Annotated in this window: 11 protein-coding genes; 1 reads left to right on the top strand and 10 read right to left on the bottom strand. The window is 57.0% G+C overall.

Going from position 1 to position 12,475, the window contains the following annotated elements:
* Nucleotides 1-139: 139 nt before the first annotated feature.
* Nucleotides 140-1,114 carry a CHAD domain-containing protein gene (locus tag OHL23_RS07000; RefSeq protein WP_263351072.1) on the bottom strand — a complete coding sequence of 325 codons (975 nt, stop codon included), beginning with the start codon at nucleotides 1,112-1,114 and terminating at the stop codon, nucleotides 140-142.
* A 531-nt stretch (nucleotides 1,115-1,645) separates the two neighbouring features.
* Here OHL23_RS07000 and OHL23_RS06995 point away from each other — a divergent pair.
* Nucleotides 1,646-2,095 (top strand): response regulator transcription factor, encoded by a 450-nt coding sequence (locus tag OHL23_RS06995; RefSeq protein ID WP_263351071.1) that lies wholly within the window; start codon nucleotides 1,646-1,648, stop codon nucleotides 2,093-2,095.
* Between the two features lie 57 nt (nucleotides 2,096-2,152).
* On the opposite strand, the gene OHL23_RS06990 is transcribed toward OHL23_RS06995, so the two are convergent.
* The 9 genes from OHL23_RS06990 to OHL23_RS06950 form a co-directional block, all read right to left on the bottom strand.
* Nucleotides 2,153-3,025, bottom strand: coding sequence for an amidohydrolase family protein (locus OHL23_RS06990; RefSeq protein ID WP_263351070.1), 873 nt, complete (start codon nucleotides 3,023-3,025; stop codon nucleotides 2,153-2,155).
* Complete coding sequence (locus OHL23_RS06985) at nucleotides 3,022-4,437, bottom strand: dipeptidase (RefSeq protein ID WP_263351069.1); 1,416 nt, start codon at nucleotides 4,435-4,437, stop codon at nucleotides 3,022-3,024. The genes OHL23_RS06990 and OHL23_RS06985 overlap by 4 nt, the downstream gene beginning before the upstream one ends.
* 47 nt (nucleotides 4,438-4,484) lie before the next feature.
* Nucleotides 4,485-4,718 carry a hypothetical protein gene (locus OHL23_RS06980; RefSeq protein WP_263351068.1) on the bottom strand — a complete coding sequence of 78 codons (234 nt, stop codon included), beginning with the start codon at nucleotides 4,716-4,718 and terminating at the stop codon, nucleotides 4,485-4,487.
* Nucleotides 4,719-4,807: 89 nt separating this feature from the next.
* A complete protein-coding gene (locus OHL23_RS06975) occupies nucleotides 4,808-5,980 on the bottom strand; it encodes a hypothetical protein (RefSeq protein ID WP_263351067.1) in 1,173 nt (390 codons plus the stop codon).
* Nucleotides 5,981-6,093: 113 nt separating this feature from the next.
* Nucleotides 6,094-8,304 (bottom strand): hypothetical protein, encoded by a 2,211-nt coding sequence (locus OHL23_RS06970; protein WP_263351066.1) that lies wholly within the window; start codon nucleotides 8,302-8,304, stop codon nucleotides 6,094-6,096.
* Nucleotides 8,305-8,430: 126 nt separating this feature from the next.
* Nucleotides 8,431-8,982 (bottom strand): hypothetical protein, encoded by a 552-nt coding sequence (locus tag OHL23_RS06965; protein ID WP_263351065.1) that lies wholly within the window; start codon nucleotides 8,980-8,982, stop codon nucleotides 8,431-8,433.
* A gap of 2 nt (nucleotides 8,983-8,984) precedes the next feature.
* Nucleotides 8,985-10,325, bottom strand: coding sequence for a hypothetical protein (locus tag OHL23_RS06960; protein ID WP_263351064.1), 1,341 nt, complete (start codon nucleotides 10,323-10,325; stop codon nucleotides 8,985-8,987).
* Between the two features lie 39 nt (nucleotides 10,326-10,364).
* Nucleotides 10,365-11,309 carry a hypothetical protein gene (locus OHL23_RS06955; RefSeq protein WP_263351063.1) on the bottom strand — a complete coding sequence of 315 codons (945 nt, stop codon included), beginning with the start codon at nucleotides 11,307-11,309 and terminating at the stop codon, nucleotides 10,365-10,367.
* 63 nt (nucleotides 11,310-11,372) lie between these two features.
* The gene (locus OHL23_RS06950; RefSeq protein WP_263351062.1) at nucleotides 11,373-12,371 is read right to left on the bottom strand and encodes a hypothetical protein; all 999 of its coding nucleotides are present in this window, start codon (nucleotides 12,369-12,371) and stop codon (nucleotides 11,373-11,375) included.
* Between the last annotated feature and the right edge of the window lie 104 nt (nucleotides 12,372-12,475).

Below are 12,475 nucleotides of genomic sequence, written 5' to 3'. Positions count from 1 at the left end.
TGCTGTGCTCATGGAGAAACGCGCCGAACTGGTATCTATTTCGACTGCCGGAGTTGTATGGATGCGAACCTTGATCGCTCCAAGTCCAACATAACTGAAAGCTTTGTGCGTTTGTTTACAAGAGAAATCTCCACTTGCATTAACCTGCCAGGCGAGACGTCGCCGCCACGAGAGAGCCCTTCTGCCGGATAGGAGAGCGCCTTGCTTCGCGTTTTTGCTTAGCGGCACCAAGATATTGTTTGCGCATTCGGTTGCTAACTGCGAGAGCTCTCTCAAACTCTTCCTTCACCCTGTCTCGAATTCGCTTCGTCAGCTTACGGCCGGGTCGATCTCCGCTGGCCTCGTCCGCAAGCGAAGCAAGTTCATTCCAGTCATGCCAGTCACCAATGGCGTCCTTAACCTCGCCCAGGGCCTCGATAAGGGTTGAATCACTATCCTCTGCCAACTGGAAAATATAGCGCAGCTCCTTCACCTTGAGACGAAAGGCGTGCATGTTGGCTGCATCCAACTTTGGCCATTCTCCCAGCTCTGCAGCAACCTGAAGCGACACCGCCATCACATCTGCAGACGCCCGCGAACGATTCGAAATACTAGCTTTTGCAGATTCGAACTCCCCGTCCATGAATGTCGAACATCGCCTAAGGTAGTGGCGCGCCTCCTTCCTCCGCGCTGCAATAATCTTGTGAAGTTCCGCGGCGGCCTGCACGCGGCGGCTTCCAAGATGCTCCAGCCATTGCACCACACATTCGTCTTCGGAATCGATCGCGAGAGAGGAAACGAATCCAAAAAGAACATCCATATCTCGCACTTCCCCCGCCGCTTTTCGAACAGGCGTCAGGAGTTTCGACAAACGATTTCCCTCTTCGTTCTTGTCGAGCATCAAGGCATGAAGGGTAGCTTCGAGACGTCGCGTCTGCGTACGAAGACCATGTACCTCGTCCGGAGATGGCACTTTCGGGAAACTCTTCAATGCCTTGCGCAGGTTACGAAACGTTTTCTGCAATAGATCCGCATTCAACGCCATGTGGATTGGATGATTTGCGATATCGAAAGGTTGGTGATGGATCGAGGCGATCTGTGTCGGAAAGCGACGGACTCGGGCTTTGACATTCATAACCGAAGATTCTCGTCTTTTTTGGGGAGCGCATCAATCGCATGCAGCGTTTCGCCGTACGTTCCACCGGATCGTGATTAAGAAAAAGGCTGAACTTCATAGAAATTGATAGCGGCTCGCCAGCGCATTCATCTATATTGGATCTTCTGAATCCGATGGGAACAACTCTCCGCAAAAAAGTTCCCGAAATTCCCCTTACGCGCAACAAAGGCCCACTCACCATTTGCCTTCATCCTGAAGGACTTGCTAGGCCGAAGAAAGACGCGAGTAACTCGGATGTCGAAATCAAAACTCGAATTTTTGGGAAGTAGTCAGTATGGGCTTCGCCTGAATAGGCGACTGGTGTTGGGTCACTCCTGACGATATCTTTCCATAATTCGTCGATTCTCTTGTAGCGATTACGGCTACACCTGCACTCTTTGATAGGAAGGAATGCAATTTCTCTGATTGTTCCTCGGAGTGTGACATGTAAGTAGCAGCTATGTATTGCGTTGGGGAAGACCTCACGCCATGCAGATGGAGATGATTGCCATGCGAAGCAGCCCAGCCCTGGTCGCCATGGAGTTTCCTGCCGAACTCACCCTGACACGTGCGGATGAGGTGGTACGCACGCTGGTGGAGTTGGTCGGAAGAAAGGGTGCTGGCAAAGCACTCGAAAGTGATACAGATGAAGCTTCCGAAGAAGTTCTCGTCGACACCGAAATCCAGGGTTCTCGCTACCTTCTGGTGCGAATGCCCAAACCAAGATCCGGCCGAATTCGACTTAGTCCGCGGGAACAGGAAATCGTGCGTATGGTCGCCAAGGGGCATCCCAACAAGGTCATCGCGGACGTACTCAACATAAGTTCGTGGACCGTTTGCACCCACCTGCGCCGTATCTTCGCCAAACTTGGAGTGGGATCAAGAGCGGCAATGGTCGCGCAGTTGCTGGAGTCAGGCGGACTTGCTTCGGAACATCATGGGACAGTCGGATCAAAGTGAGCTTTGTTCAGGAACTTTATACGGTGATTCCATCTGCCGCTTGTCGTGTAACCGCAGCTAAAGACGGTATTCGTTGAAGTCGCTCGCGGACGCAGCGGGATCGGGCGATAACAGTCTTGGGGCCGAAGCCTCAAAAAGCTCTGGCTCGCCATCCCCGCTATATTTCTCACTGCGGGCTACATGCGATGCTGCCTCGCCGACATGGGCGTGGCGCATTAAGCGCATCACGTTCCCGCCCAGCACGAGCTTGCTCTGTTCCTTTGGCAAGCCTAACATCCTGATTTTATGAAGCTCGACGCCGGGATGAATCCACGGACCGTCGGAACCGAACAAAAGCTTGCGCGGCCCAGCGCGCTTGATGGCTTCTACGATGTAGTCGAAGCGCCGCACCGCCGAAGTGTCCGCGTAGACATTAGGGTAGCGGGCAACTTGATAAACCACCTGCTGGTGTGCGCGCCAATCGTCCGTGTAACTGCCGAGATGAGCGACAATGAAGTTGACATCGGGATATTGTGGCGCAAGCATGTCGATGACTTCAGGGCGGCTTACCACATCGACAAAAATCGGCACGCGGAACCTGCGAGCTGCTTCACAAACCTCACGCGTGGGCATCGCCTCGTAGCCGTGAATCTTGATGCCGCGAAAATGCCAGCGATGAAGGGCGTGTGCCACCATTGAGAATATGCGGCCAGCGTCGCGACTAGCGTGGACAAAGACAAAACCGATGAGACGGTCTGGATAGCGGGCAATGATACGAGCCACATCGGCGTTCGCTTTGGCATAGTCGCTGTGAAAGGTCGCCACCACAACGGTCTTCGCAATACCAGCCGCGCGAGCGCGCCGAAGATAAGGCTCAATCGCCGCTTCCGTATTCCACGGCGCCGTCATGCGATCGCCCTTCCCCGCGTGGCAATGGCAATCGATGATCATAGGCTCCATTCCTTTGCTTGCGGTTCCCGAATCGAATGTCCCAACGTAGATGCCAGTTTGAAATACCAGATGCAAGTCTCAACTGCTTTGTAGAAGATTGGCAGGTGAAACTTCTCGTTGGGTCCGTGGATGTTATCGTCTGGCAATCCGAAACCCATCAGAACCGCGGGGATGCCCAGAACATTCTGAAAGGTATGGACCACCGGAATGGAACCACCGGAACGGATAAAGACCGCCGGCTTTCCAAATGCCTTCCGGTAAGCATGGCTCGCGGCCTGAACCGCGGAATGACTACGGCTGATGAGCGCCGGATGGATGGAAGACATCGTACGCAGTGTGACGCTGACGGTCGACGGTGTAACGCGCGAGATATGATCTCGAAGGAGCTGCGCGATCCTATGCGGATCCTGATCGGGGACCAGCCGAAAGCTGATCTTAGCTAATGCGCTCGCCGGAATCACTCCTTTCGCGCCGTGTCCCGTATGTCCACCCAGGATGCCGTTGACGGAAACATCCGGCCGTATCGTCGTGCGTTCATACAAGCTATAGCCCGGTTCTCCCCAGCCCTCTTCGACCTTTGCGTCGCGTAAAATCGCATCGTCCGAAGGGCCGGATCGAGCCATAGAACTGCGTTCCTTTCCACTCCATTCGCGCACCTCGTCATAAAATCCAGGAATGGTAACTCGGCCCTCTTCGTCGTGCAGACCGGCGATGATACTGCAGAGCGCCATCGCAGGATTGTGAACCGCTCCCCCAAATGCGCCCGAGTGCAGCTCTTGAGGCGGCCCATGTACCTCGATTTCGGCGCGAAGTCCGCCGCGTTGCGCATAACTGATCGCAGGCTGATCGGCGGATATCATGCGCGTATCCGAGATAACCGCGGCAATAGCCTTGAGCGCGCGACGGTTGCGTTCAACAAAGTAAGAAAGATTGGGGCTGCCGATCTCTTCTTCCCCTTCGAAGATGCAGATTACGTTGACAGGCAGAGCCCCTTCCGTCTTCAGATAGGACTCAATCGCTTTGACATGGGAAAAAAGCTGCCCCTTATCATCCGCAGCGCCGCGTGCATGAAGAGCATTATTTTCAAGCGTCGGAACGAACGGCGGAGTTCGCCATTCACTCAGGGGCTCTCCCGGCAGCACATCATAATGCCCGTAGAAGATCAGAGTCGGACGATCGCGAGTTCGCCGCCACGAGGCATAGACAATGGGGTTGCCCTTGGTTGGTATAACGCGTACGTGATCCAGCCCGATCTTCTTTAGATGCCGCGCTAGCCAAGCTGCACAACGCCTGAGATCGCCGGCCCTCTCGGGTTGAGAGCTGACACTGGGAAAGCGAAGGAACTCCGTCAGTTCCGAAACAAATCTCTTCCGGCCGGCACGAGCATAGTTGAGCGCGCGATGTGGATCCAAGGTTCACCCCCATCGTATGGAAGTCGTCTGAGTGCCTGGCCATCGTTTCAGTAGTTATCGTCACAGGAGTTATCGAGACAGTCAGCCGCAGCGACGTCGTCAAGCCAAAGCAACATCGCCGGAACTCCGAGGACGGACCAGTCCCCGTACCTCCTCCGCGAACGCTCGTCAAATCGACTTTGGCGCCCAACGTAGCTGGCGGAGGTTGGGAAGGCCGATGGGCTGACGATGGCCGGTCTGCGCACTTGTATCCGCCCCTGCCGAAAAAGATCGTTGTTCAATGGACAGCCTCACTTTCTGGTTCGCCAAGCTGGAAGCAGGGCATCTGCTTGCGTTTTGCAGTTACAGGGGCCGTGACAGACGTGCGCTCTCAAAGTTCATACTCGAACTCGCGTGCCGGCGCTCGCTGCGGAGAAACCCCTGCTTTCTGGCGTCCATTTGATTTGATCGGTGTCGGTTGAGTCTGATCCCAAGGAAGTACCCGGTGCGATCCCGTCCTCTTGCCCAGCCCCATGGCCTGCGCACTCGTTAGCCACTCTTCGGATTGCTCTGCAATCTCCAGTAAAAGCGTCTCAAACTGCGATCGTGTGGTTTGTAGAATATGCGGTTGCGCCAGCCAGCGAAGCACTTCGCGCCCCGTAACACCCATACGCTGACGAGGTGAAGTTACAAGCCGTTCGTTGAAATAGCGAATCAAAACTTCTTCCAGCACATCCCAGCCGGTGTCGGCTCCGAACAAGCGTTTCACGTCGTCCGAGTCGAGGATCTTGAACGCCTCTTCGAGCAGTTGCATCACTTCAACGCGCAGTACGTTCAGGTGCCCAAACGACAACCACTTGAGGTTATTGCGCAGATCCAGTCCCGCGCGCCGCACAATTGCGATCGACCCGAAACTTGGGTCATAGGCGCGCTCCCGGATTACGTCTGAAATGCGCTTGTCGCGCCAGAACAGCGTGACCTGATGAACGAAGTGAGAGAAGAGCTTGTGGTAGTCCGTGTTGGCGCGTGAACCCGTAGGCGCCGGAGCGCCGCCATAGCCGAAGATCCGCCGGTAAGCCGCCAGACGGTCTTCCTTGGTGTAGCGCAGCACATCGCGACGATCGAACTGATAAAGCGCAAATGCCCCAGGCCCCGAAGACAGCCGTACCGTACCTGCTTTGAATAGCTCCTGCAGCTTCTGCACCGCGCGAAAGACTCCGATCTTCTCATGCTGCCAAAGGTAGTACATATCTCCGACGGCAATAATGCGTTCGGAAGTAATGGTTTCGTCATAGGCCTCTACACCCTGCGGAATGCGCGTAGCGCCAAGAGCTTTTGCAGCATCGGGACCGACGCCTGCCAGCTGACTGAGGCCTTTGTCCGGCGGTGGCGGAATCCTGGAATCGGCGTCCACCACGGAGGCCAGCATGTCATCAATCTGCTTGGTGATCGCGTCGGCGAGCGAGGGGTTGGATACCAGGTCCGAAGAAAGCCGGCTGGCAACCTGCTCGCGAAGAGCTGCTATGCGATCGTATAAACCCTGGTAGTCTTTTTCTGAAGCCATTGATGCGCCTCCTCACTGCCGTAGTCCGTGCCACGTCTTGAATTCCGCTGCAACTCCCAAAACCCTGCTGGTATCCCTGCAAACCTCGCCTTTGGCTCTCCGCGTTCAGCTTCTTACTTCGGCTTTCTTTCGAAGAACCCGGCGATTTTGCTTTCGAGCTGTTCGAAGAGGTTCTTGTGAACTGTCTGCATGTCGTCCATCTTCTTCTGCAACGCGGCGATGTGCTCAACCGTAGCCGCTGGCGGAGCGGGCGGTGCAGCCGGGGCCGGAGCAGGACGAGCTGGTGCGCCAGAACTCCCCTGAGCCGCCGAAGGCGCAGATGGGAGCGCAGCAGTTGGCGAAACACTAGAGCGTCTGATTGCTGCTGCCTGCCCGAAGGAACTGCCGGTATAGCCACTGTTTCTGTAATCCCCACTTTCGCCATTGACCGGCGCCACCGTAAGACTGTAGAGACCAATGGTGGAATCTAGAGCCCAGTTCACACTAAAACGGAACGTTGCGCGTTCTCCGTCAGGATTCTCAACCCTGACTTCGTGGTCTCCATTGTCCAGCGGAAAACTCGAAGGATTAAAGGAGGTGAACGTAACATCAATCCGCTCCGCCGAATAGTACTCAACCGTATAGTCGGCTGTCGCCAGCGGAACAAGCGAATGGAGAATTACGCTGGCCCCATAGTCAATCGCATTTCCGAAGAACGAGATCGTGGCTGAGTAAGTGTCACCGCCGGTATCCGGGGAAGAAGCAGCCGAAACCCCGTCGATCCTCAGATCGTACTCCGGGAACGGCACCTGCTGCTCGACCTGCGTCGTCAGTTTGATCAGCTCGCCAAGCTGGTCCCGCAAATCGTCCAGGGAGTGGCGCACTCTTGCTGTCTTGAAGCCATCCGGCAATACCCGCTTGTTCTCGGGATCATGCGCCTGCTCAATCATGTGCTTCAGAGACCGCACCACAGGCAGAATGTTGTTGGTTATGGAGATCTTGCCGCCATCCCGCAGCAGCCTCGGTCCCTCATCCTCGACAAATCGCTCGATCTCAACCAGTACATCTTCGAGGAACATCGGCGGCAGCGTGTGATCGGTAAACTTGAGCAGCAAAGTCTGGCGCTCGTTCGGCCCAATGAATACCGAGTCCAGCGTGAACCGCACTTCATCGACCGTTTCCGCGATCACATTGAGCTGACGCGAGATCAGCACAAGCTGCGTGCCGAAGAAGGCAATGCGATTTGGCGAAACAATGAAGAACTCGCGGTTGGCAATCCAACTCTGCAGCAGCGAGGTCATGTAATCGGAGATCACGCGGAAGTTCGTAATATCCTGTTCGTCCTCGATCGAGTTATTAAACGGATTGCCGCGGAAATAGATTCCGTAAGTATCCCTCAACTGTCCCAGCGTGCCCTTCACCTGGTCCGGATCGAACTGCACCGGGTTCGAATGGCGCGTCGGGTGTTGCCCCAGCAGAATCTCAAAGTAAGTGTCGATGCGCAGGATAGAAGGCAGCCCGACCGCTCCGAACTCCTGGACAATCTCTGTCATCTGGCTGCGTGCCATCTCTCGCAGCGCCTTCACATATTCGGGATCGGCATCGGAGTCCAGTGGATAGAGCCCATTGAGCAGCGAGAGAGACTGGTCGAGCGCATCTTTCGCGCGCGTGTAAAGGCTGGCCTGCGCGCCGCTGATGCCGCCACCGAGATCGGTCTGCACCGCATACGTGCGAGGATTCCAGGTCGACTCCACGTGGCCTTCAACATCGGTCAGCGTGAAAGCCTGCGAGAGAGCTCCGACAAACCCCTTAGGATCGGTGCTGCTCACCTTCCATCCCAGAACATCGCCGATGGCCAGCGCCGCTGTTTGTCCGAGAGGCGCTCCGCTTTGCGATGAACTAACTCCTGTCGTCGGCCCCCCGCCCGAGCGCGGAAACCGCACCTGCTCGGTAAGGATCGGATAAGTTACCGCGTCTTCGACGTCCCGCGTAGCTCGACGCGCGTCGTTGGGAACCTGCCGATGCACGGACTCTGAAGTCATCGCGGAGGTGCCTGGGTTGGACGCCAGCCCGATTCCTTTAACCGTGATCGTGACCCAGTCGCCAGGATTGAAGGCATTCGCCGACGGCATGGCGATCACAACTGATCGGTCATCCACCACGGTCAGAGTCCCGGTTGGATTCCCAAAGAATCCGGCCGCCGGATCGGAAATTGTGTAGTTAGCTGGATTCGTAGCATTGCTCGAGTTCAAAGCGACTGCCGTAGTCTGGTCAACCGCCTCCGAGAAGGAAATCGTAATCGAGGTCGTGTTCACTCTGCAGCCAGTGATTCTCAATGTCGCCATCTTCGTTCTCCTTCCGCCGCGGTCATCCTCTGTTTCAATTTCTGTGTCGATTCCTGTTTCGATTCTTGGTGGATGCAAAGCTCTCGTCGTCCGATACGCCAATTGAACGCCCAGATTTGCTGCCATTCAAGTAACACGTTCAGGCTCCCGATCCCTGGTCGTATCCGGCATCTTGATCTGCTGTCCGATCGTCTGCACAGAGAGATTGACCGTCCCCAACCGCTCGGCAAGTTCCTGCCAGCAAGCCGCTATCGCCTGGCTGGTGCGCTCAAGCGGCAGCCTGCACTGATCGATTCCAAACTTCACCGTATTGGCCCATGGCAGCCATGCTTTGCGCTCTCTGCCAATCCGCACTAACTCCTTCAACTTCTCGTAAGACACCAGATCAGCACCGAACTGCCTCTCGAACCGGTGAAAGCGCTCCTGGCAAAGAGTCAGCGAGCGTCGCGCCAGGTCGAGGTCTGGCGGATGTCCAACCGCCTTCCGCGCCTTCACCGCCGCCTTCCGCGCCTCAAACAAGGTTCCGGTTACATCAAGTACCGCTGCCTCCAACCCGTCCGCCATCGCCAATTCGTCATCGAGCGGCTTATCCCCTAAAGTGACTTGAAGATCATTCAGCGCATCGTTCAGCTGATGGAGACAAATAGACAGCCCGCGAAATGTCGCTTCCAGAGCCATGGCTATCTCCTCACTAATTCCTTGTAGAAGTTGTCGGTGATAACGCCCGGGCGAGCCATGTGGTGATTGAGCGCAAAGCGTGCCGCGCCAATCAGAAAACGCTCCGGAATAATGCCCGGATCTGTGCCCGCCGCCATTCGCTTTGCTGATTCCTCAATCATCTTCTGGTCCTTCTTCTCAAAACGAATGACCTGCGACAAGCTCTTGTTTCCCAGCGATGGAAAAGGATGAAAACACATCGCATCCACTGCCAGCGCACACGCTTTGGGAAAAGTCGCCAGCACAGCCTTCGGGATGGTTCCCGTCTGCGGATTCGGATAGATTCGAGTCCACGCGCGTGCGTACTGTTCCGCTTCTCTCTCGAAGCCGAGCCGCCGCAGCATCTCGGCACTGATGAGCAGCCGTAAGTACGGCGTCGGATGCGGCCCTTTCGGATTGAATCCAAACACCGCTGCGGGCGCCCGGCCGATCACATCCATCAGCGAGCCAACAACCTCCGGCCCACCCAGCAGCAGAGCGCTCATATCCGCGAACATCTCGCGATTCCAGCGCACCCAAACCGAGGCGACCGACCGCCCAAGATCGGCCTTGAGCAGCCGCAGACCGACCTGACGCGGAATCTCCTTGTTCAGCCCCAGATCGCTCTGCAGATTGTGGCTCACCTCATGCAGCACCGCACCAAGCGTCCAGGGATTGACCAGCCTGTGATAAGGCAGCTGCACCAACGGAAAAGGGTTTAGTTGTTTGCCCAACCTCCGCATCCGAATGCCACGCCGGATCGTTGCCGGTGCAAAGCCTGTCTTCATGTAGCAGAACGGCGGTGGCGCAGGAACGGTGCGCGCTGTCCCAAGCCCGGTGTAAGCAGCCTGATAGCAATCCATCGCGATCCTGTCGCAGCTCAACAACCAATCTCCATACTTGCCCTGGCGCTGACCAAAGAGCTCGAAGTAAAAATCCCAGATCTTTTCAATTCCCTGCACCCAGTGATGGGCTTTATCCTTGCGCGCCACCACTGTTTGCAACATGGCCGAGGTAGGATTGTCGCTCGCAGTCGCGATAGAGTCATGAACCCGCTCCGACATCTTGAGCAGGCCGCGCCGCAGCTTCGTAATCAGGTCGTTGACAACCTGAATATGTCCCTCCGACGGCATCGCCGCTCCAGTACCAAACTCCTCGCGCTTGAAAGGACGAAGCGCCGCCGCATGACGCGTTACATTGATCGATTGCGCTCTCAGCCAGGGCAATAACACTGCGTTCGCCGCCCCATGGGCACGTGGTCGCCTCCGTGTTACCGGTCCTTCCCGCTCGATTGCATCCGGCGATTTTTCGGCCAACGTTCCCATGGAGTTCACCCTGCGCCTAACCTGTTTTCGAATGACTTGCTATCGAATGACTTGCCCGCAGCATCGGCAGTAGGTAGCAACGCACTTAGGACACGAGCAACCACCAGGTCCTGCCGTGGCCGCCCCATAGTGCGTGGTTGTTGTGCCGGCCGGGGCTGGCGCTGAGCCTGCTGCGTGGTGGACAGCATGGACACTTTGCCCTGTGACTCGAGGCGCCCCAGGAGCAACTCGCCGAACTCCATAGCCGTAGCGCGTATGCGTGCCTGGTGCGGCTGGCCCGTAGTGTGCATGAGCCCGGCCCATTCCGGGTCCCACGTGCCGGTGGAACCTTCGTTCCAGATGATGATGGCGTCGCAGAGCCTGCGCCCTGTGATGCGGCGTACCCAGCACTCGCCGCGTCTGCCGGGCGAGTGTTTGAACCGCTGTGCGCGGCGTAACATGCCCGCCTCGTGCGACCTTGTGAGCGATGCTGCCCACCGTGCGTCGTGCGATGCCAGGCACAGCGCGAAGCAGATGCCGCGTTTGAGGATTTCGATGAAGCGCTTTCGCAACCGTACCAACACCTCGCGTCAACTTGGGCGTGGCTTTGGTCAACGCGCTCGCAATCTTCGGCAGAGCCTTTTTCGCCATAGGCGCAACTGCCTTGGCCACTACTGGCAGAAGCTTGCTGGCGGCCATTCCAACCAGCGGGAGGAAGTGTTCGGCAGCCTCGTCCTCGGTCTCCGCTTCGGCTGCTAGCTCGCCGAGGTGCTCCATCATGGCGTCGGCATAGACCTTGCGGACCGGGCTGATCTCGTCCTCATACTCGTCCTCGCCTTCGTATTCGTCTTCGCTCTCGCTGAGCAAACTTCCGGCGATGTTGCCGAGGGCGCCGAGCCATCCTTCTCCTTCCAGAACGGCTTCATCTTCCATCTCCTCTTCCGATTCGTCTTCAAGCTCTTCTTCGAATTCGGTTTCCAGTTCACTTTCCATCTCGTATGCCATGATGAATCCTCCAGCTTGATGATTCGGACTTGATGCTTCGAACCCGCCCGGGCCGAGTGATCTCTACCGCAAACTGCTGCGTCGGCGACGGCGTGTCGTGCCGGTAGTTACCGCTGCGGGCCGGCGGCGCGCACGCGTTGGCCGCTTGTACACGCTGCTGACCTTTGCGTTACGCCGGATAGCGGCTGCAGCAGCCTTCGGATTGCCAAGCACGCTGCGGACCTGCTTCGCCGCCGTCTGTCCCGCTCTCTGGCGCGTGATCTTTACGCCCTTCGCGGCCTGGCTCTTCAAGCTTTTCACTGTGCGGCGCATGATCGTCGGCACCGCCCGAACTCCAGCACGTGTGCTGCGACGACGGCGAAGGATACGAGTGAGAATAGCCGTGCCACGTGTAAGGTGAGGCAGGATGCGCCGTAGCGCTCTCCGGTCGCGGGGCGAAATGACCGTCATAAATGCGGCTCCCGCCATAGCTTCCGCCTCGCCTTCATGCGCTTCGTGCGATGCGGCTTCGGCCATCATCTCCGCCATCGCCTCATTGTGCGTCAGTTCGTGAGAAGCAATCTCGTGGGCTACTTCCGACTCAGCTTCGTCCTCGAACTCGCCCTCATACTCGTCCTCGTATTCGCTTTCGAGAGCTCCCGCAGCCAGCGAGCCAAGCTTGCCGCCAATTGGGCCGCCGATCGCCGTGCCGACAATCGGAGCCGCGACCTTCGCGACCCTCTTGAGAACCGGAAGCGCCTTCTTGAAGAAGCTGCCAAACGAAAATTGCTCGAATTCGTCCTCATATTCCCCCTCGTACTCCTCTTCGCCTTCGCTCAGGAGACTGCCTGCGATGTTGCCCAGAGCGCCCAGCCAGCCCTCGCCTTCCAAACCAGCCTCATCTTCGCCTTCGAACTCATCCTCGAGTTCGTACTCGTCTTCGTATTCGCTCTCGCCAAGCAGGCTGCCCAGAGCGCCCAGCCAGCCTTCACCTTCCAGACCAGCCTCATCCTCGCCTTCGAATTCACCCTCGTGGAATTCATCCTCAAGTTCCAATTCCAATTCACTCTCGTGGTCTGCCATTGTTGTGGCCTCCTTCCGGTCGGTGTTCCGGTGCTGACTCCTGCGAGACTAGATCTCTCGCAATGGCGCAGAAAAGTCACATCTTATGGCGAGTCTTTTTAGGG

Origin of the sequence: Acidicapsa acidisoli, assembly GCF_025685625.1 — a bacterium.
Taxonomy (GTDB): domain Bacteria; phylum Acidobacteriota; class Terriglobia; order Terriglobales; family Acidobacteriaceae; genus Acidicapsa; species Acidicapsa acidisoli.
This window is presented reverse-complemented; position numbering and strand designations above follow the sequence as displayed.

Bases quoted from the DNA above. Each gene is read 5' to 3' on its own strand.
- OHL23_RS07000 (WP_263351072.1), bottom strand. From the start codon at position 1,114: ATGAATGTCAAAGCCCGAGTCCGTCGCTTTCCGACACAGATCGCCTCG.
- OHL23_RS06995 (WP_263351071.1), top strand. From the start codon at position 1,646: ATGCGAAGCAGCCCAGCCCTGGTCGCCATGGAGTTTCCTGCCGAACTC.
- OHL23_RS06990 (WP_263351070.1), bottom strand. From the start codon at position 3,025: ATGATCATCGATTGCCATTGCCACGCGGGGAAGGGCGATCGCATGACG.
- OHL23_RS06975 (WP_263351067.1), bottom strand. From the start codon at position 5,980: ATGGCTTCAGAAAAAGACTACCAGGGTTTATACGATCGCATAGCAGCT.
- OHL23_RS06970 (WP_263351066.1), bottom strand. From the start codon at position 8,304: ATGGCGACATTGAGAATCACTGGCTGCAGAGTGAACACGACCTCGATT.
- OHL23_RS06965 (WP_263351065.1), bottom strand. From the start codon at position 8,982: ATGGCTCTGGAAGCGACATTTCGCGGGCTGTCTATTTGTCTCCATCAG.
- OHL23_RS06960 (WP_263351064.1), bottom strand. From the start codon at position 10,325: ATGGGAACGTTGGCCGAAAAATCGCCGGATGCAATCGAGCGGGAAGGA.
- OHL23_RS06955 (WP_263351063.1), bottom strand. From the start codon at position 11,309: ATGGCATACGAGATGGAAAGTGAACTGGAAACCGAATTCGAAGAAGAG.
- OHL23_RS06950 (WP_263351062.1), bottom strand. From the start codon at position 12,371: ATGGCAGACCACGAGAGTGAATTGGAATTGGAACTTGAGGATGAATTC.